The sequence below is a fragment of the Agromyces solani genome (assembly GCF_058349925.1).
Genome location: NZ_JBYRER010000005.1, coordinates 1 through 23,569 on the forward strand (window position 1 = coordinate 1; position 23,569 = coordinate 23,569).

The following is a 23,569-nucleotide window of genomic DNA, read 5'->3' on the forward strand; positions in this document are numbered from 1 at the left end:
CGAACGCCGACACGTGCGGGGCGAGCGTGTTCACGAGGTAGTCCTCGGCGGCGTCGAGCTCGGCCGGGTCGGTCGTGGTCCAGTCGATGCCGTTCGCCCAGAAGTAGAGACCGGTCTGCGAGGCCGGGTCGTCGAGCAGCGAGGTCTTGCCGCTCGCCTCGTTCTGCGCGGCGTCGAGGAAGTCGTTCCAGTCCTTGAGCTCACGCGTGATGACGGTCTTGTCGTAGACAAATCCGGTCGTGCCCCAGTCCTTGCAGATGGTGTACTCGTTCTTGGGGTCCCACGCGCGGCCGATGAACGCGGGGTCCATGTACTCGAGGTTCGGGATCAGGTCATGGTTGAGCTTCTGCAGCAGGCCGTTCTCGACCATCTGCGGAATGTAGATGCCGGTCGGCACGACGATGTCGAAGCCGCCGGTGCCCTTGGCCGCGACGAGCTTCGAGATCATCTCCTCGTTCGAGCTGACCGACGACAGCGTGATCTTCGGGCCGAGCTCCGCCGTGAACGCCTCGAGCACGTCGGGGTCGTCGTAGTCGCCCCAGGTGTAGATGGACAGCTCGCTCTCGAGCGGGCCGCCCGTGGCGACCGGCGCGCCCTGGGTGCCGCCGCCCGTCGAGCAGGCCGCGAGGAAGCCCGTCGCGCCGGCGGCCGCGGCGAAGCTCAGGAACCGGCGGCGGTTGAGCTCGTGGCCGATGATCTTCGCGGCGCTCTCGTGCGCGAGGATGCGGACGGTGGGGATCGAGTCAGTCATCTGAGCCTCCTGGTGTGATGTCGTTGTTCAGGCGGTCGGCGGGGCGACGTAGCCGCCCGCGCTCGCCGCATCGTCGGCGGGGAACAGCAGCACGCTCTCGGCGCGCCACGAGCACTCGACGGGGTCTCCGACGGTGAGGTTCGGCGCCTCGGGGGTGGGGCGGCGCACGATGAGGCTCTGGTCGTCGCCGAGCCGCACGAGGTACTGCATGGTCTCGCCGAGGTGCGAGACCCCGAGGAGCGTGCCGCGGGCGACGTTGGCCTCGGCCGAGGCATCCGGCCGCGCCGCGGCGATCTCGACGAACTCGGGCCGCACCGCGGCCTGGCCGTTCGCGAGGCCCGCGAGGTCGGCGGTCGCGCCGCGCACGAGCGAGTGGGCCGAGGCGACGGCGGCGCCGCCGTCGGCGACCTCGCCGCGGAAGAAGTTCTGCTGGCCGACGAAGGCCGCGACGTACGCCGAGGCGGGCCGGGCGTACACGGTGTCGGCGTCGGCGAGCTGCTCGATCCGGCCGTCGCGCATGATCGCGATCCGGTCGCTCATCGAGAGGGCCTCGCCCTGGTCGTGCGTGACGAACACGAACGTGATGCCGAGTCGCGACTGGAGGAGCTTGAGCTCGAGCTGCATCTCCTCGCGCAGCTGCCGGTCGAGGGCACCGAGCGGCTCGTCGAGGAGCAGCACGGAGGGACGGTTGACGAGGGCGCGCGCGAGCGCGATGCGCTGCTGCTGGCCGCCCGAGAGCTGCGTCGGCTTGCGGTCGGCGAAGCGGCGCATCTGCACGAGGTCGAGCGCCTCGACGACCCGGTCGCGCACCTCGGACTTGGGGGTGCGGCGCTGCTGCATGCCGTAGGCCACGTTCTCCGCGACCGACATGTGCGGGAAGAGCGCGTAGGCCTGGAACACCGTGTTCACGTCGCGGCGGTAGGGCGGCACGCCGAGCACCGAACGGCCGGAGACGCGGATGTCGCCGGCGTCGGGCTGCTCGAAGCCGGCGATCATGCGCAGCGTCGTGGTCTTGCCGCAGCCCGAGGGGCCCAGCAGCGAGATGAACTCGCCCGGCTCGATCGTGAGCGACATCCCGTCGACGGCGGTCGCGCCGCCGTACCGCTTCGTCACGGCGTCGACGACGACCGTGCCGGGTGCTTCACCGCCGATGGAAGTGGTCGGCGTGGACTCGATCGTGGCTGCGCTGGTCACCGTGCGGTCGGCGACCTGTGGTGCGGGTGCGGGGCCCCCCGGGCCTCCGCCGGGCACGACTGTGCGCGTCATCGTCCATCTCCTTTGATGTCGTCGCGATGACCGGATCCGGCCTCGCGTCGTCCACACTACGAATCCCGCGGGGCGAGGCATACTGTACGAGCTGCTAGAGTCACACCACTTTCCATACGAAAGGTGAAACGTGCCGTCGACTTTCACGATCGCCGACCTGGTCAGCGATCCGACGCTGGACACGCGAGTGCTGAGCGGTGCCGAAGGCGCCGATCGCACTGTGTTGTGGGCGCATTCCTGCGAGATGGCGAATCCGGACAAGTGGCTCGGACCGCACGAGCTGTTGATGACGATCGGCCTCTGCATCCCGAAGGGTGCCCAGCGCCAGCGTGACTTCATCGCCCGGCTCGACGACGCGGGGCTCGCCGGCATCGCAGTCGGCGATGACGGGCTCGCCCCGCGCCTCACGAAGGCGATGCTCGCCGAAGCGGCCGCCCGACGTTTCCCCGTCCTCACGACCGGACCGCACACCCCATTCGCAGCGATCGGGCGAACCGTCGCGGCCGCAAACGCGGAGCGGCAGACCATGGGGGTTCTCAGACTCGCCAAGCTCTACCAGGTCGCAGGCCTGCGGCACCACGACCAGCGACGCTCGGCGGACGATCTCGGCGAGATACTCGGCGTTCGTCTCACGGTCGTCGACGATGCGACCGGCTGCGTGCTCATCGGCCGCGGTCTCCTCGGCCCTGCCGGCTCGCGGGCCTATGCACTGCGCACACATCGCCCGACGCATCTCTTGATCGATGCCGACGCACCGCTTGACAGCCTCACTCTGGTTCATCTTGCGCAGATCCTCGCGGTCGACGCGACTGTGGCTACGCAGCAGGCGATGGCGCGAATCGACGCCGGCGTCGCAGCGCTCGAGCGGGCTCTGGAAGGACGACGGGACTCCCGCGCCGAGCTCCGGCGCCTCTGGGCGAGCGACTCCGGCGCATTCCGTGCGATCGCGACTACCTGCGCGATACCACTGCGACTGCAGATGGCTCTGGCGATCGCAGGCCTCTCGACCGCGGCGATCGATACCGATGGACGGATCCTCATCATCGCCCCGGCGCACGAGATTGATGGAGTGCGAAGGATCGTGGAGAAGCTCTGCCCCGAGTCGGGTGTATCAGCCGAACATCGCGATCTCGGAGACGTATCCGGAGCCATCGCGGAGGCCACGGCGGAACACGCGGAGGTGCGGGGCCGAGGCTCACACTGGCGCGAGTTCCGCGGTGAGCGAGTCTCCCTCGTCTCCCGCTCGCGATCCGAAGCCGCCCAGATCGTGGCGACCGTCCTCGGGCCACTATCGGGAGACGAACCACGTTACGTCGCCCTGCGCGAGACACTGTTCGAGTTCCTCGAGAACGACCTCCACTGGAACCGTACTGCCGCTGCCCTCGGCATGCATCGGCAGGGGCTCGTCTACCGTCTGAATCAGGTCGAGGCGATCACCGGGCGGAGCGTTCGCCGAACGAAGGATCTCTCCGAACTCTGGCTCGCCCGTACGGCCTGGCGCCAATTCCGACAGGCTGGAGTCCAGGAGCCCGAAAGTTCCGCCCCGAATCGGGCAGTGTAAAGCGCGTCCGGCGTGCCATGTTGTCGTGAGCACATCCCGTCGCACCACCCCTAAGAATCAGCAGGCGCGGAGTACTGCGATTGACTGATTCGCTCGCATGTCGAAGCATGCAGACTGGGGAGATGGTCTCCTCCTCCGACGAGATGCACGATCCCTCCGATCCCCGTCCACGGTTGCCGGTGTGGGTCGGCGACGTCATCGCCGGGGCACTGGTCGTCGCCGCCACATTCGCGCCGGTGCCCGGCGAGCCGTATGCGATGCCCAGCCTCGTGACACTCACCGCGACAGGGATCGCCGCACTCGTCTTGCCGCTCAGGAGGCGATGGCCGGTCCCCGTCCTCGCGGCCTGCATCGCGCTCTACGGCGTCGTGGCGCTCGACGGAGTCCTCTCGTCTGGTGTCGGTCTCGCGGTGGCGGTCGCGATGTTCGGGGTGACGAACCGGTCATCGCGCCGCAGCGGTCTGATCGTCATGGCGTGTGCGCTCGTCGCGGTCGTACTGGTCAGCATTCCGGCGACGATGGGCAGCCCCTTCGAACCACGCGTGTTCCAAGTCGCGTTCCTCGTCGCGGCAGCGGCCGCGGCCGGCGACGCCACCCGCTCCCGGCGGCAGTACATCCGTGCCATCACAGAACGTGCCGAACGCGCGGAGCGGACGCGGGAAGCCGAAGCCCAGCGACGCGTGAGCGAGGAGCGTCTCAAGATCGCGCGCGACCTGCACGACGCCGTTGCCCACCAGATCGCCGTCATCAGTCTGAACGCCGGCGTCGCGTCGACGACGATCGAGTCGAAGCCCGAACGGGCGAACGCCGCCCTCTCGACAATTCGGAGTGCCGCGCGGACTGTGCTCGGGGAGATCGGCGACCTGCTCGCCGTCCTGCGCACCGAAGACGATCGGAAGACCGGCACGGCTCCCCAGCCGAGCCTCGCACGGGTCGACGAACTCATCGGGCAGTTCGTGGCGGTCGGGCTCGACGTCAACGTCCGGATCGAAGGCGACCTCTCCCGCGTCGCAGGAACGGTCGACAGCGTCGGATACCGGGTGGTGCAAGAAGCGCTGACGAACGCACACAAGCACGGTGCGGAGCATCGCGCCCATGTCCTGATACGCGCCGGAGAGCGTGACGTCGAGCTCGTCGTCACGAACCCGATGACGAATCGGGCATCGCCGCAGCGCCCTTCAGCCGATGCGGAGTCCGTCGGCGCGGGACTCGGATTGATCGGATTGCGCGAGCGAGTCGCCGCGGTCCGCGGCAGTATTGAAATCGGCGCCGGCCTGGGGGGCTGGCGACTCGCCGCACGACTCCCCTTGGAAGAGGAGGATCGCCAGTGATCCGGGTGCTCGTCGTCGATGACCAAACCCTCATCCGCCAGGCCGTCGTCGACATCCTCAGCGACGAGCCCGACATCACGGTGGTCGGCGAGGCGGCCGACGGCAACGAAGCCGTGACGAAGAGCAACGAACTGCGGCCCGATGTCGTCCTGATGGACATCCGAATGCCGTCGCTCGATGGAATCGCATCGTCGGCGGCCATCACCAATGACGAGCGCCTCGTTGCGACGCGTGTGCTGATCCTCACGACGTTCGAGGAGGACGAGTACGTCGTCGCGGCACTCAGGGCGGGAGCGAGCGGCTTCATCGGGAAGGGCGCCGAACCCGACGAGCTCGTGCGCGCAGTGCGCGCGATCCACGCCGGCGATGCCTTGCTGTCCCCCGCGGCCACCAAAGCGCTCATCGCCCGCCACCTCAAGCCCGAAGTCGTGCTGCAGCAGCATCCGGCACTCGACCAGCTCACCGACCGCGAGCGCGAAGTCCTGCTGCTGGTGGCCAAGGGCCAGTCGAATCAAGACATCGCCGGTGGACTGTTCATCTCTCCGCACACCGCCAAGACGCATGTCAACCGCATCATGTCGAAACTTCTCGCCCATGATCGCGCGCAGCTTGTGATCATCGCGTACGAGTCGGGTCTGCTCACTCCCGGGACTTGACGGCGTCATCCGCGAGCCGCCTGCGGATTACCGCGAGCGCGGTACACGACAGTCCGCGCTGAGGGGACGCGCTCGCAATCTCGACTGGCGAGCATCGAATGGTGACCCGTTCCAGTACTCTCGCCCCTGCCGACGGCGCCACCGCGGCGTCGGGCAAGCGCCACATCGGCGCGGTCTTCGCAGGGCTGCTCGTCGCCATGCTCCTGTCCTCCCTTGATCAGACGATCTTCTCGACCGCCCTGCCCACGATCGTGGGCGAGCTCGACGGCGTGAACCACATGCTGTGGGTGACCACGGCCTACCTCGTCACCGCGACCATCATGATGCCGATCTACGGAAAACTCGGCGACCTCATCGGCCGCAAGGGCTTGTTCATCGGCGCCCTGGCGATCTTCGTCGTCGGCTCGGTGATCGGCGGACTCGCTCCCGACATGACCTGGCTGATCATCGCCCGCGCGGTCCAGGGCATCGGAGGAGGCGGCCTCATGATCCTCGCGCAGGCCATCATCGCCGACGTCGTCCCGGTTCGCGAACGATCGAAGTACATGGGCTTCATGGGTGCGGTGTTCGGCATCTCCAGCGTCGCCGGTCCCCTCCTGGGCGGATGGTTCACCGAAGGTGTCGGGTGGCGCTGGGCGTTCTGGATCAATATCCCCCTCGGCCTCGCCGCAATCGTGCTCGCCGCCGTCTACCTCCGTCTGCCGCGCCATGACGCGAAAGTGCGGTTCGATGTCTGGGGCACGATCACGATGGCGATCGCCGTCACCTCGATCATCCTCATCGCTTCGTGGGGCGGAGTCGAGTACGACTGGAGCTCGCCCACCATCCTGGCGCTCATCGTCGTGGCCGCAGTCTTCAGCGGGGCATTCGTCTTCGCCGAGCACAACGCCACAGAGCCGCTCATCCCGCTCCGACTCTTCAAGAGCCGCAACTTCGTCCTGGCGACCATCGCCGGGCTCATCATCGGCATCGCCATGTTCGGCACCCTCGCCTACCTGCCGACCTACCTCCAGATGGTCACAGGGGTCAATGCCACCGAGTCCGGCCTGCTCATGGTGGCGATGGTGGTCGGGCTCATGACCACGGCGATCCTCACCGGACAGCTCGCCGCCAGGACCGGCCGCTACAAGTGGATGCCGATCGCGAGCATGGGCGTCATCGGGGTCGCACTCGCGCTGATGTCGACGCTCACCGTGACCACTCCTCTCTGGCTTCTGCTCTGCTACCTGTTCCTGCTTGGAGCGGGTGTCGGGCTGGCGATGCAGATCCTCGTTCTCGTGGTGCAGAACTCGTTCCCGGACAGCCAGGTCGGCACCGCCACCGCTGCGAACAACTTCTTCCGCGAGATCGGCGCTTCACTCGGCGCAGCGCTCGTCGGCGCCTTGTTCACCTCGCGCCTCACCGACCTTCTCAGTGAGAGAGCGCCGGCCGGTGGTGCCGGGGATCTGAACTCGTTCACGCCCGCCGCCGTGAACGAACTGCCCGATCCGATCCGCGACCTGATCGTCGGGGCATACAACGACGCCCTGACGCCGGTATTCGCAATGCTCATCCCCCTTGTCGTACTCGGCCTGATCGTCGTCCTCTTCATCAAAGAAGTACCCTTCCGATCGACGATCGAGGCCACGGCGGACGGGCAACAGGATGAGCTGGGAGCGGCCGCGTCATTGTCGAGTGCCCCGGTCGCCGGGGTCGAGGCGGCCGCACGCGTTCTCGAAAAGTCCACACAGAATCTCGCCGGCAGCATGAACGCCGACGCCGACCGACAGGAGCGAACGTGATGACCGCCGACGCAACGCGCACGAAGGCCCCACTGATCCGGGCCGTCGACGTGCACAAGACGTACGGGCGAGGCCAGACCCGGTTCGAGGCCTTGAAGGGGGTCGGCTTCGAGATCCAGGAGGGTGAATCCATTGCGATCCTCGGCAAGAGCGGCTCTGGCAAGTCCACCCTCATGCACACGCTCGCCCTGCTCGACGCACCGACCTCCGGCACGATCGAGCTGGCGGGCGTCGACACACGAACCCTGAAGGGTCAGCGTCTGAACCGCACCCGGAACAAGACGTTCGGATTCGTCTTCCAGCAGTTCTTCCTCGTGCCGAACAGCTCGGTGCTCGACAACGTCACACTCCCGCTCAAGATCGCCGGGGTCGGCGCACCCGAACGCCGACGGCGCGGCCTTGCCGTCTTGGATGAACTCGGCTTGGCCGACAAGGCCAAGAACAAGGCGGTTGATCTCTCCGGCGGCCAGAAGCAGCGCGTCGTCATCGCCCGTGCTCTCGTCACCAACCCGCGGATCATCTTCGCCGACGAACCGACGGGCAACCTCGACTCAAAGACCGGCGCGGTGGTCGAGGACATCTTGTTCGACCTCAACCGCGAGCACGGCATCACCCTCATCGTCGTCACCCACGATGACGACCTCGCCGCGCGCTGCGACCGCCGCCTCCTAATCACCGACGGGCAGTTGATCGACGACACGGCGGAGGCCGCCGCATGAAAACGCCGGACCTGATCGCGTCAGCGATCACCAACACGTTCCGATCCAAGACCCGGACGCTGCTGACGATCCTTTCGATCTTCATCGGCGCATTCACACTGAGCATCACGAGCGGTCTCGGCACCGGCATCAACGCATACATCGCCGACACCGTCTCCGGAGTCGGCGCCTCCGACGCGATGACCGTCACGAAGGCCAACGAGAGCGCCGGCGACCCGTTCGCTGGAGACGACGGCCCCACGAAGTATGATCCGGATGCCGTCGCAACAGGAATCCCCGGAACGACTGTCACCGCACTCACCACCGACGACATCACGACGATCGCCGGCATCGAAGGCGTCGTGAGCGTGGACGCACAGCGCAACCTCACGCCGGACTTCGTGCAGTTCGCCGACGGGACGAAGTATGTCGCCTCCGTCGGGAGCCTCGTCGCAGGTCAGACGACCCTCCTCACCGAGGGCGATCAACCCGACGACGACCGTGCAGACCTCCAGGTCGCGCTCCCGCTGGCATATATCGAACCGCTCGGGTTCGCCAGCGACGAAGCGGCCCTCGGCCAGACGGTGACTATCGGCATCACCGACGCGCTCCGCAGTGAGCATCTCATCGAGGCGACGGTCGTCGGTGTGACCGAAGAAGCTCTCGCCTCGCCCACGGGCTCAAGCCTGCTGACGAACGCGGCGCTGAACGACGCGCTCTTCGACGCGCAATCGACAGGCTTGCCCGAGGACGAGGCCGATCGGTATTCGCAGGCGACGGTCTGGTTCGATCCCGGCGCCGACGCAGAGCAGATCGACGCGCTGAAGGAGCGCCTCGCGGTAGAAGGGTTCACGGGAACGACCGTCGCGGACCAGCTCGGCATGATCACGAGCGTGATCGACGGCATCGTCCTCGTGCTGAACGCGTTCGCGATCATCGCCCTCCTCGCTGCCGCCTTCGGGATCGTGAACACGCTGTACATGTCCGTCCAGGAACGAACGCGCGAGATCGGACTCATGAAGGCGATGGGGATGGGCAGTGGCAAGGTCTTCGGCCTGTTCAGCCTCGAGGCCGCGTTCATCGGCTTCCTCGGCAGTGCGATCGGCGTGCTCGTCGCGATGGGCGCCGGCACCGCCCTCAGCGCCGTGCTCGCCGACTCGCTGCTGGCCAACCTCCCGGGGCTGACGCTGATCGCAGTCGACCCCACGTCGATCATCGGGATCATCCTGCTCGTCATGGGCATCGCGTTCCTCGCCGGCACGCTTCCGGCGGCTCGAGCCGCGCGGGCCGACCCCGTGGACTCACTTCGTTACGAATAGGACTGCGATGTCGGGCGCCCGAGACCCCGGGCGCCCGACGTAGGTGTGGACTACCGGTTGCGGTCAGCCTCGCGGCGTGATCCGGAAGGTGCTCAGTACACCCTTGTGGTCGGTCGGCCACACCCAGGACGGCTCCCAGAACACGTCTCGCCCGGACTCCTCGACGCGCTGACTGCGCACGATCGACGACGAGGGACCTACGATCACGGAGTCCCTCAGGTGGATCCGCCGGTCGGGGAAGTAGAAGATGAAGTCGATCCGATCGCGTTCGTCGGCCTTAGGCGTCCAGGTAAGCTTGCTCGGATCGGTCCCGAGGTTGTCGCTCGGCCACGTGAAGCCGGGCGACCGGACCGGATCGGGGAAGATCTCGCGATAGCTGTCCCGGAAACCGGCGTCCTCGATCGACTTGGTCGTGGACCACTCGGTCACGACGCCGTGGTGATCGAAGAGGTTCCGCGTGCGTCGGGTCCAGTCCCGGTGCGAGGGTTCATTGAAATCACCACCGAGCACGGTGAGCCGACCCTTGCGGCGCTCCCGCGCGGCATCGACGAGCACGGTCCTAGTGACTTCCGTGCGCCCCGAGGCGGCGTTGATGCGTTCGATCAACGCCAGGTCCGTGATCGGCCCGGTCGGGATCTCGTCCCAGCCGTACTCCGAGGTCTCGAGGGGTTCGGGGGTGCCGCCACCGTAGCCGCGCGGCAGGTAGTTCGCGTAATAGCGGTACTCCAGGTGTCCCGAGTACACCGCGACCTCAGCGCCACCGACCGAGATAACCGCTTTCGACCAGAACGGGAATTGCGCGCTCTCGATGATCGGGTAGCGCGAGATCACCGACGGGTCGCCCGGGCTGCCGTTGTCCGAATAGGTCAGGCCGCGGGATGCGAGGTCGGCGATGATCCCCCGCACGAGTTCTGGGTCGGACTCGCTGAGCGTGACGACATCGGGCTTCACGTTCGCGATCGTGTCGACGATGCCGTTCCGCCCGCCGGGTACCTCGGTGCCTCCGAGCCACGTGTTGAACTGCAGCACACGCAGTGATCGGTGCGGCGATGCGCCGAGGCCCCCTCGGACCGCTCCTTCCGCAGCCTGCGCGGGCGTGGCACCCAACACGCCGGCACCGACCGTCACCCCGAGTAGTCCGAGTACTTCTCGACGTCTGAGCATTGTCTCCTCATTCAGTTCGCGGAGGCGCTGGGTGCGCCTCCCTGCAACCCCGACCATGTGAGCCAGAGCGGCTCTGCCGGATTTCGCGGCCCAGAGTATCGAGGAAGAGACCACACAGTCCAGTACTTAGACCACAACATCACATGAACAGACCACGTCGAATACTGGTCCAAGCGCTCCAAATCCCGATACCGACGAAGGGTGGATGCCTCCACACCCACCCTTCTCGCGCTCAGACGGTCCTCAGCCGCGAGTTGCGACCACGACCCACTCAGCGGCCGATCGCTGAGCCAGCGATGACACCGTCGAATCCCCCTGTCCCATATGGCCGAATGAGCCGATCGCATAGAACGGGTTTTACGGGTCGGCACCGTAGCTGATCGCGCGGCCGGCGGTCCGATGCTCGGCGTTCGGTGCGGTGATGCAACCCGGGGTAGCGTTCGGCGTGGGCGTCGAGGTCGGGCTCGGCGTGGGAGTAAGGCTCGGCGTCGGCGTGGACGACCGGTCCGCGCGACGGTTGCTGTCGAAGAAGAACCGCGTCACGTACGCCGGGTAGTCGATGCCGTTCGCCGAGTTGTACGAACCAGTCGTTCAGCTCCCGCCGGCCAGTCGTGGCCGAGGCCGGTGTTCTGGATCACCGAGACCCTGGGGCCGTCGGCATCGCTGTACAGTGTGCCGCTGCCTTGCGTGTTCGAACCATACCGGCCATGACCTGACCGTTCAAAGCGTTGTATGCGGGCGCGACCGGCCGAGGTGTTCGCTCCGGCGAAGCTCTTGCAGGTGGTCGCTGCGCTTTGGCTCGTGGCGACGGAACCGATCTGGCTCGAGCTCGTACCCACGGTCGGGCGGACGTTGATCCCGACACCGGCGAAGACGTCGGGGAAGAGACATCCCATCACCATCGCCTCGCCACCTCCGGAGGAGAGCCCTGAGATGTATACCTGGGCGTCGTCGATTCCGAACCCCGCCCGCGAGGTGAGAGTCCGGGCGAGCGAGACGATGTTGTCGTCGAACTGTGGTTCACCTGGAAGCAGTCCCAGCAGCCCGCGATCACGCACCGCCGACACGACGCCGCGCGAAGGTCTCCAGGCGCTCTCCCTTGGTGCGATCGAGGTGGGCGGCCATGGCTGCCCTGGCAGCCTCGACATCGCGGTCTCGGATCGCGGCGAGCACCATCGAGTGCTCGGCGAGCGCCTCGGCGAGATCGTCGCGATGATCCGACTCGCGGTCGAAGATGCGCAGCCGGGCGACGAGCCCGCGCAACGTCGACTCGAGCGTGGTGTTCTGCGATGCACCCCAGAGCAGTTCGTGCCAAGCCGAGTTCCGCGCTCGGGCGATCGCTGGGTCGCTTGTCGCCTCGGCCTCGCGGTGCAGCTGCGTCAACTCCGCGAGCTGAAGTTCGGTACGACCGACCGCGGCCGCGGCGGCCGCCGTCTGCTCGAGCACGTTCCGCACTTCGTAGATCTCGATTACGTCCTGCGGAGTTCCGGAGTTCACCTGGAAGCCGCGCACCGCACGCACGATCAGTCCTTCCTGCTCGAGGCGCGCGAGCGCCTCGCGAACTGGCGTGCGCGACACCCCGTACAGGGTCGCGAGTCGACCCTCGACGAGGAGCGAGTCGGCGGCGAAGGTGCCGTTCACGAGGTCGGTTCGCAATCGCACGTAAAGCGATGCCCGTTCCATTGTGTCACCCTCCGTGTACGTCTGCCTTGCGACTGTATACACAATCTACATGCGCCGACACAAACGTGCACCGATCGACGCCCTCGTCAATACTTGCGTGCACGACCTCCCGGCTCGCGCCGGCGCCTTTGAAGGAGCACCTCCCATGACCCGTTCGAGCACGAACGAAACCACGACCGCCGTCGAGCCCGCGGTCGGCTCGCGCCTTCGGTGGCGAGTCATCGACGTCGTCGTCGCGAGCGTGCTGGCCGTGGCATCCGGCCTCGTGTTCGTCCTGTGGAACATCGCGTCGAACCCGATCAGCGCCCCGTTGGGTGCCGTGGTACCCGGACTGCAGGCGGTCGTGGGCGGCGGCTGGCTGTTCGCGGGGGTGCTCACCGCGCTCGTCGTGCGTAAGCCCGGAGCGGCGCTCTTCGGCGAACTCGTCGCCGCGGTGGTCTCGGCACTCGTCGGAAACCAGTGGGGCGTCCTCACACTGGAGTCTGGACTCGTGCAGGGGCTCGGCGCCGAGCTCGTGTTCGCGCTCTTCCTCTACCGCCGGTGGAGCCTGCCGGTCGCGCTGCTCGCGGGCGCCGCAAGCGGCCTGATGCTCGCAGTCAACGACCTCATCCTCTGGTACCCGGGGTCCTCCACCGCGTTCAGCTGGATCTACATCGTCGCCGCTGTCGTCTCGGGTGCAGTGCTCGCCGGTCTGCTCTCGTGGCTGGCCGTACGCGGCCTCGCTTCCACTGGCGCTCTGAACCGTTTCGCGGCCGGCCGTGAAGCACGCGCCCGCAGCGGCGGAGCGCGGACCAGCGCGGCCGATGCCGCAGCCGCACGATGACCGTGTCGAACACCGTTCCCGGCGCCCGGATCGACATCGAAGGCTGGGGCTGGCAGCACGTGGGGCGCGAGAGCTGGGCAGTACGAGATCTCGATCTCGTCGTCGAGCCCGGCGAGCGAGTGCTGCTGCTCGGCCCATCAGGTGCCGGCAAGTCGACCCTGCTGCACGCGCTCGGCGGCGTGCTCGGCGGCGCCGACGAGGGTTCAGCGCGAGGTCGTCTCACGGTCGACGGTGGCCGTCCGGACGACCGGCGCGATCGCATCGGAATGGTCCTGCAGGATCCCGATTCGCAGGTGATCCTCTCGCGGATCGGCGACGATGTGGCGTTCGGGCTCGAGAACTTGCTGGTGCCTCGCGAGGGAATCTGGGCTCGGGTTCGACACGCCTTGGATGCTGTCGGACTGCGCTCCGCCGTCGACACCGAAAGCGCGTATCTCTCGGGCGGCCAGAAGCAACGGCTCGCTCTCGCCGGCGTGATCGCGATGCACCCGGGCCTCATCCTCCTCGACGAGCCGACCGCGAACCTCGACCCGGCCGGGGTGCGCGAGGTCCGGGACGCCGTTGCCGAAGTCGCCGGCTCGACGGGAGCGACGCTCGTCGTCATCGAACACCGCACCGAGGTCTGGCTTCCCGTGGTGGACCGCGTCGTCGTGCTCGGCGCCGACGGCCGTCTCGCCGCCGACGGCCCGCCCGACACGGTCATCGCAGCCGAGCGGCAGCGTCTACTCGAAGCCGGCGTCTGGGTACCGGACGCGTCCGCACCAGTGCTCGAGCGTCACCGCAACTCCGCAGAAGGCGCACTCCTCACCGCCGCGGCGCTCGTGACCGCCGCTCCCGATGCGACCGGCACACCGGTGCAACACGACTTCTCGGTCTCGCGCGGAAAGGTCGTTGCGATCACGGGACCGAACGGAGCCGGCAAGTCCACGCTCGCCCTCGCCCTCGGTGGGCTGCGCGCGCCGATCTCAGGTTCACTGATCGGATCGCCCGGGTTCGCGCCCGACGCCCGCCGCACGGAGCCGATCCGCTGGCGGTCGCGCGAACTGCTCACGCGCATCGGCAGCGTCTTCCAGGATCCCGAGCATCAGTTCCTCGCCACGAGCGTGCGCGATGAGCTGGCAGTCGGGCCTCGCGCGCTCGGGCTCCCAGCCGACGAGATCGCGCGACGCACTGATGAACTGCTGGTCAGGCTGCGACTCGACCATCTTGCTGACGTCAACCCCTTCACCCTGTCGGGTGGTGAGAAGCGCCGCCTCTCGGTGGGCACGGTCCTCGCGAGTCGCCCCGAGCTGGTGATCCTCGACGAACCCACCTTCGGCCAAGACCGCCGCACGTGGGAGGAACTCGTCCGACTCATCGCGGAGATCGTCGACGGCGGCACCGCGGTCGTCGCGGTGACCCACGATGAACTGTTCATCGAAATGCTCGCCGACGATCGCATCGAACTCGCAGCGTGGCGTGGGGATACCCCTTCCGAGGCACACCCACAAGTCGAGGCGGCCTGATGAACTCATTCCGCCTCGATATTCCACACGCGAATCCGGTGGCACGGCTGCTCGGCGCGCTCGCCATCGCGATCGCGCTCGTCTTCAGCGTCGACTGGGTGTCCGCCCTCACCGCGCTGGTACTCGAGTCCCTGCTCTTCCTGCAATCGGGGGTCCCGGTCGTCCGAATCGTCCGACGCAGCCTGCCCATCGTGGTGGCCGCACTCCTCACCGGCCTCACGATCCTCCTCTACGGCCAGCCGAGCGGCCGGGTGCACGTCGAGGCGTTGCTCGTCACCGTCAGCGACGGCTCGATCGAGCTCGCGGCCGCGACCGTGCTGCGCGTCCTCGCGATCGGCCTACCCTCGGTGCTGTTCTTCACCGACATGGATCCAACCGACCTCGCTGACGGGCTCGCGCAGATCCTGCGGCTTCCGTCGCGCTTCGTGATCGGCGCCCTGGCCGGATTCCGCCTTGTCGGCCTGCTGCGGCACGACTGGGCTTATCTCGGCTACGCGCGACGTGCTCGCGGCGTGGCCGACCACGGACGCGTTCGTCGGACCGCGGGCCAGGCGTTCGCACTGCTCGTCTTCGCCGTACGACGCGGTGCCAAGCTCGCGACCGCGATGGAGGCTCGCGGGTTCGGCGCCCGTGCGACTCGCACTTGGGCGAGGCCTTCCGTCATGCGCGGATCCGACTATGTGCTCATCGCGCTGTGCCTCGCCATCGGCCTGGTGTCTGTCGCTTTCGCCGTGAGCACGGGAGCATGGAACTTCATTGGAGCTCACTGACCTCGCACAGGCACTCGACGGCCCGCGCGCAACCGTGCTGATCGACGGCCGCTCCGGCGCCGGCAAGAGCACCCTCGCCACGCAGCTCGGTGCGCTTCGGCCGGAGGCGCACATCGTGCGCCTCGACGACATCTATCCCGGCTGGGACGGGCTCGACTGGGCAAGCGACCACGTGCGCCGGAACCTCCTGCGCCCCCGGGCCATCGGGCTGGCCGCCCGATGGCGCCAGTGGGACTGGAACGCCGGCGAGCCCGCCGGCTGGCACGAGGTGCCCGGCGAGCTTCCACTGATCCTCGAGGGGGTCGGCTCCCTCACAGCTGCGACTCGGCGCCTCGCGACACTCGCCGTCTGGGTCGAGGCCGACGACGACGTCCGGCGCTCTCGGGCGCTGGCCAGAGACGGTGAGGTCTACGTTCCGTACTGGCGCCGCTGGGCAGAGCAGGAGGCTACATTCATCGCTCGATATCGCCCGTCCAGCCTCGCCGATGTCCTCGCCACTCCCATTCCTGCCGGCTTTTCGCTCCGGCGCTCCCCCGCATCCATCCAGAAGCCCCCAGGAGCCACCCCGTGACCACCCGCCTCAGCCTCGTGCTCGAGTACTTCCACCCCTGGCCGAACTCGGCCGGCTTCTATGCCGCACGTACCGCCGGCTTCTACGAGGAAGCAGGCATCGAGCTCGAGATTCGGACCGGCGATCCCGGGATCGGCGACAGCCTCGAGCACCTTGCTCGAGGCGTCGCCGATCTGGCGGTGTTCCCGACGAACCGACTCCTGGCGCGCCGCGAGCGGGGGCAGCTTCTGTCGGCCATCGCCGCCGTGAACCAGCGCGGCCTCGAGACGGTCCGAACGCTCGAGAGCAGCGGCATCCGCTCGCTCGCCGATCTCGAAGGGCGCCGGCTCGCTCTGAACCCGACGCCCCGAGGGATCGCCATCGTGCGCGAACTGGTCACCGCGGCCGGCGGGGACCCCGACGAGGTGGAGCTCCTAGACGTCGGTACGCGAGAACTCACCGCCGACGACCTCGAGGCCGGCATCGCCGATGCCACGTTCGGTTCGTACTGGGCCTGGGACGTCCTGCTCACAGAGCGGCCCGACCGACCTGAACGTGTGTGGCGGGTCGACGATGAGCTCGGAATCCGGTACCACAGCTACCTCCTGGGGGGCGGCGTTTCGTTCGCCGGCCTCGACCCCGACTTGCGCGCGCGGTTCCTCGACGCCACGGAGCGAGGGTTCCGCCGGGCGGCTGCCGATCAAGCCGCAACGGTCGACCTGCTCGAGACCGTGACCCCGTACTTCGATCGCCGGGTGCTCGCCAAGTCGCTCGAGCTCATCGCACCCACCTGGTTCGAGGCGGATCGCTGGGGCGACATCAGACCCGAGGCGATGCAGGACTATGCAGCGTGGCTCGAGCGGGTGGGAGTCATCTCGGATTCGTCATGCTGGGCCAGCGCGATCGATGCGTCGGGGCGCCGATCCGCACCGGTCTCCGACGGGCTCGTCGGGGTCGAGCGGTGAACGCCGGCCCGCTCATCACGGCCGGAGATCTTGCCGCCGAGCTGTCGGCCGGCCGGCCGGTGACCGTGCTCGACGCGACACTGGTGCTCAGACGTCCGCGTCACGACGGCGACTTCGTCGCGGAAAGCGGCCGTGGCCGCTGGTTGGACGCCCACATCCCGGGTTCTCGGCACATCGCCGTCGACACCGACCTGTCCGTGCCACATCCGACGCAGCACGATCATCACCCGGAGGCGGACGTCCTGGCCTCGAGCCTCGCCGCCGCAGGAATTGGTCCGGACACCTCCGTCGTCGCATACGACACGGTCGGCGGGCTGTGGGCCGCCCGCGTCTGGTACCTGCTCGACTGGATCGGCATCGATGTCCGCGTGCTCGACGGCGGCATCGCGGCCTGGCGCGATGCCGGGCTCCCGACGGCGACCGGTGACGATGCTCCCGTCGCAACGCCGCGAGCTTTGTGGCGGGTGACGACGAAGCGCGAAGCCTGGGTGGACCGGTCCGAGGTCGAGCTGCTCGTCGGTTGCGGCAACCTGGTCTGCGGCTTGCCAGAGGATGCGTTCCATGGAACCGTGCCGACCCGCTATTCGCGACGCGGGCACATACCGGGCAGCACGAACGTCCCAGCACGGGCTCTATCAGGCGACGACGGCCGCCTCTTGCCGCCCGGCGAAATCAGGGCACGTTACCTGGAAGTTGGTGTCGATCTCGACCGGGAAGTCGTGCTCTACTGCGGCGGCGGCATCTCCGCGACCGCCAACGCGCTCGCTCTCGCACATGCCGGCGTTCGCCGCGTTCGAGTCTACGACGGGTCCCTCGAGGAGTGGAGCGCCGATCCGTCGCTACCGTTGGCAGTCACGGCGAACGTCTGACCGGCCGCCGGCCGAACTCGCGAGGCCCGGAAATACCCGCCGCAGCCCGTGAGCAGGCGATGACCCGGGCTGCGGCGGGAGTCTCAGACTTCAGACGACGAGACCGAGCCTGCGGGCCAGCACCTCGGCCTCGGCGATGACGTCGTCCTGCCATGGCTTGAGCTGGTGCGCCGGCGAATTCTCGAACGAGAAGGCGTACGGGTCGAGCACGCCCGTCTCAATACCGCTCATCGCCTCGAGCACGGCGAGTCCGCAGTAGGGAACGTAGACCGGCGAGTAGCCGCCCTCGTGCGAGAAAACGATCCGCCCGTTGCAGACCTCTTCGGCGACCTCCACGAGGTTCTCGGCAATGGTTCGGTAGGCGCTCGCCGTCACGGTCATCCCGCCGAGTGGATCCACGGCCGAGGCATCGAACCCGCTCGCGACCATCACGAGCTGTGGTCTGAACGTACGGAGCGCGGGGACGACCACCCGCTGCAACGAGGCGAGGTAGGCGCCGTTACCGCTGCCGGCAGGGAGTGGAACGTTGATGGTCGTCCCCTCGGCGGGACCGATCCCCACCTCGGCCGCGCTGCCGGTGTTCTGCGGGAAGAGGAACTCCTGGTGGAGCGAGATCGCGAGGACGTCAGGGTCGTCCTCGTAGATGTGCTGGGTGCCGTTGCCGTGGTGCACGTCGTAGTCGACGACGGCCACCCGCTCGACGCCGTACCGGGTGCGGGCGACCTCGATCGCGATCGGGATGTTGGCGAACAGGCAGTAGCCCATACCCAGGTCGCGCTCCGCGTGATGTCCCGGCGGCCGGACGAGCGCGTACGCGTTGTCGACGGAACCGCTCAGCACTGCTTCGGTCGCCGAAATGGTGCCACCGGCCGCGAGCAGCGCGATCTCGTACCCGCCGCGCCCGAACGGCGACCAACCGTCGCCGGCGTCGCCGACCGGCAGCAAGCTCTGCGACCGGATGTGCTCGAGGTGACGCGGGGTATGCACCCGGAGCACGTCCTCCTCCGTGGCCGGTCGCGGCCGGATAGGAGTGAGTCGCTCGATGAGTCCGCTGACCTCGACGAGGCTGTTCAGCCGCGCCTTCGACTCGGGCGATTCGAAGTTGTGGAACGGCTGCACGGTCGGGCCGGGTGGGACGATGCCCGCGAAGGTCCCTGTGTCGTGCCAGGCGTAGCGTTCGTGCCAGACGTATCCGGTGTTGCGGGTCATGCGCGTCCTCCGTGCGTGTTCGATGTGAGCTCGTGGTGGTCGACTTGGTCGTCGCCTGGCTTGTCGGGTTGTCTCGAGATCGCGCGGCGCCCCCTCTGGGCCCAGGCACGCTTGACCATGCGCTGGATCGAGCTGTCAAGCGCGACGGCGACGACGAGGGTCGCACCAACCAAGATCGTCTGCACGAATGGCGACACCTGAAGGAACACCAGGCCGTTGCTCAGCACCTTGAAGAACAGCAGGCCGGCCACCACGCCCGAGATCCGGCCCATGCCGCCCTCGAAGGCGACGCCACCGAGCAGCACGACGGTGAGCGCCTGGAGCTCCATTCCTGCGCCGATCACTGGGCTCGCAGACTGCACCTTGGCGGTGAGCATCACTCCGGCGATCGCAGCGGCCACGCCGGACACGATGAATAGCTCGAACCGTCGGCGGACGACGTTGATGCCCATCAGGTGAGCGGCGCGCTCGTTGCCGCCGATGGCGAGCACCTCCTTGCCGAGGCGATGACGGCGCAGGAAATACCACCCGAGGGCGACGGTGAGCACGAGCAGGACGATCTGGATCGGCACCGGGCCGATGGTCGCCGTGCCGATCGCCCGGAACTCCTCCGGCAGGCTCGATCGCTGTACGGTCTTGCCCCCCGTGATCACCTGTGCGAAGCCACCCCAGATGCTCAGGAAGCCGAGGGTGATGACGATCGGATTCAGGCGCAGGTAGGCGATCAGGAATCCGTTGACCGCGCCGGCGAACGCCCCGAGGCCGATCGCGACGACGATGCCGAGGATCGTGTTTCCCGTCGACGCCATCACGAGGGCGGCAGTGACGGCCGAAGCCGACGCCACTGATCCGACCGAGAGATCGAGTGAGCCCGACATCACGAGGAATGCGAGCGGGACCACGATGATGCCGAGCTCTGCGGACTGCAGCAGGACGTTCTGCGCGTTCCCGAGGGTGAAGAAATTCGGATTGAGGATCGCGAAGAGCGCGATCAGGAGCAGCAGTGCGGCGAAGATCCCGTTCTTGGCGAAGAAGAGGGTCATCGAAGAGGAGAGTCTCATCGGGTCGGTCCTTCCGGTTGACGCATCGACGCGTCGGCGGCGAGTGTGAGCAGTGTGGTGAGCAACTGCTCGTCGAAATCAGGAGCACGGGGCACCTCACGGGCGACTCCCGCGAGCAGGACGTAGGCGCGATCGCAGAGGCTGGCGATCTCATCCGACTCGGCGGAAGCGACCACCACGGTCGCCCCGGTCGCGGCCAGACTCCTGACGGCCCGGGCGATGTCGGCTTTGGCGCCGACGTCGACGCCTTGTGTCGGCTGTGCGAGCAGCAGGACGTCGGGCGTTCGCACGGACATCCACCGCGCCAGCAGGTGCTTCTGGCGGTTGCCGCCTGAGAACTCGTCGATGGGCTCCACTCCCCCGGGTCCGAGGATGCCGAGTTCGTGCCGAGCGGTCTCGTACGCCGTCGCCCCGTAACGCGGGTTGATCCACCAACTCCGCCCGAGCAAGCCGTGCCACGGGAGGAAGACGTTCTCCGCGGCTCCCATCCCGGAAATGAGCCCGTCGCGTTCTCGGTCGGCGGGCACCAGGTGCACGCGGCGTCGCATCGCCTGTTGCGGATTGGCGATCCTCGTCTGCCGCCCTCGTAGCGTGAACGTCACTCGCCCACGGACCCCGAAAACCCGTTCGACGAGGTCGAACTGTTCCCCGGCGGCCATACCGAACAACCCGAGGACCTCGCCACGGTGCGCTGTGAGGCGCTCAGCACCGAGGGCCACCTCGAGGCTGGGCTCGCCGATGCGCGGCTCCTCGCGCTCGGCCACGACGAGCCCCGGTGCGAGTGCGCGCGCCAGCCGTTGCGGCGTGAAGGACTCGGCCGGCTCATCGGCGACGAGACGACCGCCGGAGAGGATGAGGATCCTCTCGCAGACCGAGAGGATGTCGGGCAGCCGGTGCGAGACGTAGATGACCGTAGTGCCTGACTGGGCGAGGCGCCGGATGAGTCGATGCAGAGCGTCGGTCTCCTGCCGTCCGAGCGCTGCGGTCGGCTCGTCGAGCAGCAGCACCCGGATCTCCCGGCCCAGCAGGCCGCGGGCGAGCCCGACCATCTGGCGCTCACCGAGGGTCAGACTGGCAACGGGCAGATCGAGACTGAATTCGGCGCCGACGCGGCCGAGCGCTTCCTCGGCCACGCGTCGGCGGTCGATCTTCTCCTTCTTCGGCGGCTGCGCGAGCCAAAGGTTCTCGAACACCGTGAGGTTCGCGGCGAGTGCCGGCTCCTGATACAGGATCGAGATGCCGAGCTCGGCGACGTCGCGGGGCGTGCTATCGGCGGGGACGTGCTCGCCATCGAGGAGGAACGATCCACCGCTCGCCCTGATCACTCCCGCCAGCACGTTGAAGAGCGTGGACTTGCCGGCGCCGTTGTGGCCAAGCAGCCCCACGATCTCGCCGGGCCCGATCTGCGCGGAGACGTCTGCCAGAGCTCGGGTGGCGCCGAAGTCGACGGTGACGTCGTTGAGCTGGAGGCGGAACGTCGACATGGGGGTGTCCGTCGTGTCGTTCATTGCCGGTCGACGTAGAAGTCCGCGGCGTTGTCGGCGGTGACCTTGGTGGACTCGATGACGATGTCGTCAGCCGCGTCGCCCTCCGCCGCGGAGATCAGCAGTTCGGCGTTGGCTTCAGCGAGTTGCTTCGCCGGCAGGATGTAACTGAGTCGCCAGATCGAGTCGTCGATCGACACGATGTCGAGGATTTCGTCGGTCGCGTCGAGCGCACCGAGAAGGTAGGTGGGGTCGTCTTCGGCGACGCCCTGATCGGTGAGGTACTGGTACGCGCCCTGAAGCGGTTCAGACGCCATGCCGAGCCAGATCTTCGTATCGGGTTCCGCGGCGAGCTGAGTCTGCGCCGCGGCATAGCCGTCATCGAGGTTGATGACCGAGATCTCGTTGACGTTCACGTTCGCGCCGCTGTTCTTCAGCCCGTCTGCGATGCCTTCGCTGCGCTCCCGGCCGAGATCTGTGTCCCAATAGCCGAGGAGTGCTACCGGCTGCGCGCCGCTGCCGTCGGCGTTCTTCTTGATCCATTCGCCGGCTTCCTCGCCGAGGCGTACGCCGTCCTCGTAGTTGTTGAGGAGTACGCCGTACGAGGTTCCTTCCCAGGTCGAGGCGTAGCCGAGGACCGGGATGCCCGCAGCCTGCGCCTTCTCGGACACGGCGACCATGGAGTCCGACTGCACGGGATAGCCCATGATCGCTTTCACGTCACCTCGCTGGATCCAGTTCTCCCAGTCGTTCACCTGGGTCTGGATGTCCCACGCCGGATCGTCACTGAGGAACTCGTACCCGGCCTCGTTGATGATCGGTTCCATGATCGCCAATTGGTCGACCCAGATCGGAATGTCGAGTCCGGCGAAGCTCATGGCGAGCGCGCCCTTGCTCGTGTCGCCCGAGCTGCCGGCGGGCTCGGCGCTGCCGGTGCACGCCGTGAGCGCGAGCACGCCGGCCAAGCCGAGGACGACGGCGGCTCTGCGAGTGTTCGTCTGCATTTTGCACTCCTGAGGTTGCGGGGATCGGCGCGTTGTGCGCTGGTGCAGCGAACGTACGGCGTTCCGATTGCCCAGTGCTCCGTAGGAATGCGGAGAAACCGATCGCTCCGCCCGCTTCGTTACCGCACCGAGACATCCGGCGCTCATGGACCCTCGAGTGCGAGATCGAGCTCAGTGGACGAGATCACCCAGGGAGGCATCGGGCGCCGCCTCCGGACGGAAGAGGCCGTTGCGAACGGCGCTGGCGACGGCCTGGGACCTTCGCGTACAGTTCAGCTTCGCGAGGATGCTCGAGATATGCGTGTGCACGGTGCGAATGCCGATGCCCAGGGAGTTCGCGATCATCTCGTTCGAGGAGCAGGTGATGAGCCGGGTCAACACCCGGATCTCCGTCGGCGTCAGTCCCGACGGCCGTTCGATCGGCGCCTCGATCACCACGAGGGGCTGCAGATCGGGGAGGCTGTCGTCGCTCTGGCGACGCACGACGACCCTGAACCACTGCCGATCGACATCCCAGAGGAACGCAACCTCGCCGTGCGGCGCGTCGAACAGCGGAGCGAGTGCAGCGAAGAAGTCGTCGCGCACGACCAGGTTGCTCGGCGCCCGCCCGGCGATGGGGCTGACCATTCGATGCTGGTCGATGACGCTCGCCCTGGCGCTCAGGGGGATCGCCTCGAGGTCCTGGGCCGTCGCGCTGATGGCGTGCCCGAGTAGGGATGCGAAGGCGAGGCTCCGGCGCCGAAGCTCGAGGGTATAGAACGCCGCCTCGATCGACGAGAAGTTGGCGAGCCCCACGTATCGGCCACGATGGTTGAGTTCGAGGGTGAGCCCGTCACGGAACCCCGCGGGAGCCAGATACTCGAGGTAGATCGTCGAGTAGCGGAAGCTTCCGGGGTGGTCCTGCTCAGCACTGATCGTCGGCGGCAGATCGTCACCGTCGAGCACGGGGGCCCAGGCAGGCAGCGGCCAGTGTTTCGGGAACTCCTCGCACATCACCCGGGCGACCTCCGCCGGATAGCCGATCTGCGCCATTTGGCGATGGCGATCGGTACTGCGGTCGAAGACCAGCACTTGGGCGGCATCGTATGGGAGCGCGTGCCTGACACTCGAGAGGTGGCG

The 23,569-nt window shown here is 67.6% G+C and carries 22 protein-coding genes; 12 read left to right on the forward strand and 10 right to left on the reverse strand.

The window, feature by feature from the left end:
* Together AC3RJ7_RS18525 and AC3RJ7_RS18530 are read right to left on the reverse strand one after the other, a co-directional pair.
* Positions 1-751: polyamine ABC transporter substrate-binding protein (locus tag AC3RJ7_RS18525; protein WP_491457338.1), on the reverse strand; the 751-nt coding region annotated here is incomplete at its 3' end.
* A 27-nt stretch (positions 752-778) separates the two neighbouring features.
* Complete coding sequence (locus tag AC3RJ7_RS18530; RefSeq protein ID WP_491457339.1) at positions 779-2,017, reverse strand: ABC transporter ATP-binding protein; 1,239 nt, start codon at positions 2,015-2,017, stop codon at positions 779-781.
* A 130-nt stretch (positions 2,018-2,147) separates the two neighbouring features.
* Between AC3RJ7_RS18530 and AC3RJ7_RS18535 the strand changes: the two genes are divergently transcribed.
* The 6 genes from AC3RJ7_RS18535 to AC3RJ7_RS18560 all read left to right on the forward strand — a co-directional run bounded on the left by AC3RJ7_RS18535 (position 2,148) and on the right by AC3RJ7_RS18560 (position 9,363).
* A complete protein-coding gene (locus tag AC3RJ7_RS18535; protein ID WP_491457340.1) occupies positions 2,148-3,578 on the forward strand; it encodes a PucR family transcriptional regulator in 1,431 nt (476 codons plus the stop codon).
* 122 nt (positions 3,579-3,700) lie between these two features.
* Entirely contained in the window at positions 3,701-4,909 is a 1,209-nt protein-coding gene (locus tag AC3RJ7_RS18540) for a sensor histidine kinase (RefSeq protein WP_491457341.1), read from the forward strand.
* On the forward strand, positions 4,906-5,565 hold the full coding sequence (locus AC3RJ7_RS18545) for a response regulator (protein WP_491457342.1): 660 nt from the start codon (positions 4,906-4,908) through the stop codon (positions 5,563-5,565). The genes AC3RJ7_RS18540 and AC3RJ7_RS18545 overlap by 4 nt, the downstream gene beginning before the upstream one ends.
* Positions 5,566-5,663: 98 nt before the next feature.
* A complete protein-coding gene (locus AC3RJ7_RS18550; protein WP_491457343.1) occupies positions 5,664-7,346 on the forward strand; it encodes an MDR family MFS transporter in 1,683 nt (560 codons plus the stop codon).
* The gene (locus AC3RJ7_RS18555; RefSeq protein ID WP_491457368.1) at positions 7,346-8,065 is read left to right on the forward strand and encodes an ABC transporter ATP-binding protein; all 720 of its coding nucleotides are present in this window, start codon (positions 7,346-7,348) and stop codon (positions 8,063-8,065) included. The genes AC3RJ7_RS18550 and AC3RJ7_RS18555 overlap by 1 nt, the downstream gene beginning before the upstream one ends.
* A complete protein-coding gene (locus tag AC3RJ7_RS18560) occupies positions 8,062-9,363 on the forward strand; it encodes an ABC transporter permease (protein WP_491457344.1) in 1,302 nt (433 codons plus the stop codon). The genes AC3RJ7_RS18555 and AC3RJ7_RS18560 overlap by 4 nt, the downstream gene beginning before the upstream one ends.
* Positions 9,364-9,426: 63 nt before the next feature.
* Here AC3RJ7_RS18560 and AC3RJ7_RS18565 read toward each other — a convergent pair whose 3' ends face one another.
* From AC3RJ7_RS18565 to AC3RJ7_RS18575, 3 genes are all read right to left on the reverse strand, one after another.
* On the reverse strand, positions 9,427-10,491 hold the full coding sequence (locus AC3RJ7_RS18565; protein WP_491457345.1) for an endonuclease/exonuclease/phosphatase family protein: 1,065 nt from the start codon (positions 10,489-10,491) through the stop codon (positions 9,427-9,429).
* A gap of 575 nt (positions 10,492-11,066) precedes the next feature.
* Complete coding sequence (locus AC3RJ7_RS18570) at positions 11,067-11,594, reverse strand: PHB depolymerase family esterase (RefSeq protein WP_491457346.1); 528 nt, start codon at positions 11,592-11,594, stop codon at positions 11,067-11,069.
* Positions 11,578-12,210: a GntR family transcriptional regulator gene (locus tag AC3RJ7_RS18575; protein WP_491457347.1), complete on the reverse strand. Its 633-nt coding sequence runs from the start codon at positions 12,208-12,210 to the stop codon at positions 11,578-11,580. Before AC3RJ7_RS18575 ends, AC3RJ7_RS18570 begins: the two co-directional genes overlap by 17 nt.
* Positions 12,211-12,355: 145 nt before the next feature.
* Between AC3RJ7_RS18575 and AC3RJ7_RS18580 the strand changes: the two genes are divergently transcribed.
* The 6 genes from AC3RJ7_RS18580 to AC3RJ7_RS18605 are packed head-to-tail and all read left to right on the forward strand — an operon-like array spanning position 12,356 to position 17,692.
* A complete protein-coding gene (locus tag AC3RJ7_RS18580) occupies positions 12,356-13,033 on the forward strand; it encodes an ECF transporter S component (RefSeq protein ID WP_491457348.1) in 678 nt (225 codons plus the stop codon).
* The gene (locus tag AC3RJ7_RS18585) at positions 13,030-14,538 is read left to right on the forward strand and encodes an ABC transporter ATP-binding protein (protein ID WP_491457349.1); all 1,509 of its coding nucleotides are present in this window, start codon (positions 13,030-13,032) and stop codon (positions 14,536-14,538) included. Before AC3RJ7_RS18580 ends, AC3RJ7_RS18585 begins: the two co-directional genes overlap by 4 nt.
* On the forward strand, positions 14,538-15,308 hold the full coding sequence (locus tag AC3RJ7_RS18590) for an energy-coupling factor transporter transmembrane component T family protein (protein ID WP_491457350.1): 771 nt from the start codon (positions 14,538-14,540) through the stop codon (positions 15,306-15,308). The genes AC3RJ7_RS18585 and AC3RJ7_RS18590 overlap by 1 nt, the downstream gene beginning before the upstream one ends.
* On the forward strand, positions 15,295-15,879 hold the full coding sequence (locus AC3RJ7_RS18595; RefSeq protein WP_491457351.1) for a nucleoside/nucleotide kinase family protein: 585 nt from the start codon (positions 15,295-15,297) through the stop codon (positions 15,877-15,879). Before AC3RJ7_RS18590 ends, AC3RJ7_RS18595 begins: the two co-directional genes overlap by 14 nt.
* Positions 15,876-16,823, forward strand: a complete 948-nt coding sequence (locus AC3RJ7_RS18600; protein WP_491457352.1) for an ABC transporter substrate-binding protein — start codon at positions 15,876-15,878, stop codon at positions 16,821-16,823. The genes AC3RJ7_RS18595 and AC3RJ7_RS18600 overlap by 4 nt, the downstream gene beginning before the upstream one ends.
* Positions 16,820-17,692: a sulfurtransferase gene (locus tag AC3RJ7_RS18605; RefSeq protein WP_491457353.1), complete on the forward strand. Its 873-nt coding sequence runs from the start codon at positions 16,820-16,822 to the stop codon at positions 17,690-17,692. The genes AC3RJ7_RS18600 and AC3RJ7_RS18605 overlap by 4 nt, the downstream gene beginning before the upstream one ends.
* A gap of 90 nt (positions 17,693-17,782) precedes the next feature.
* On the opposite strand, the gene AC3RJ7_RS18610 is transcribed toward AC3RJ7_RS18605, so the two are convergent.
* The 5 genes from AC3RJ7_RS18610 to AC3RJ7_RS18630 form a co-directional block, all read right to left on the reverse strand.
* Positions 17,783-18,901 (reverse strand): class II histone deacetylase, encoded by a 1,119-nt coding sequence (locus AC3RJ7_RS18610; RefSeq protein WP_491457354.1) that lies wholly within the window; start codon positions 18,899-18,901, stop codon positions 17,783-17,785.
* Positions 18,898-19,944 carry an ABC transporter permease gene (locus AC3RJ7_RS18615; protein ID WP_491457355.1) on the reverse strand — a complete coding sequence of 349 codons (1,047 nt, stop codon included), beginning with the start codon at positions 19,942-19,944 and terminating at the stop codon, positions 18,898-18,900. The genes AC3RJ7_RS18610 and AC3RJ7_RS18615 overlap by 4 nt, the downstream gene beginning before the upstream one ends.
* A gap of 14 nt (positions 19,945-19,958) precedes the next feature.
* Positions 19,959-21,470, reverse strand: a complete 1,512-nt coding sequence (locus AC3RJ7_RS18620) for a sugar ABC transporter ATP-binding protein (protein WP_491457356.1) — start codon at positions 21,468-21,470, stop codon at positions 19,959-19,961.
* Entirely contained in the window at positions 21,467-22,450 is a 984-nt protein-coding gene (locus AC3RJ7_RS18625; protein ID WP_491457357.1) for a sugar ABC transporter substrate-binding protein, read from the reverse strand. The genes AC3RJ7_RS18620 and AC3RJ7_RS18625 overlap by 4 nt, the downstream gene beginning before the upstream one ends.
* A gap of 171 nt (positions 22,451-22,621) precedes the next feature.
* A complete protein-coding gene (locus tag AC3RJ7_RS18630; RefSeq protein WP_491457358.1) occupies positions 22,622-23,521 on the reverse strand; it encodes a helix-turn-helix transcriptional regulator in 900 nt (299 codons plus the stop codon).
* Between the last annotated feature and the right edge of the window lie 48 nt (positions 23,522-23,569).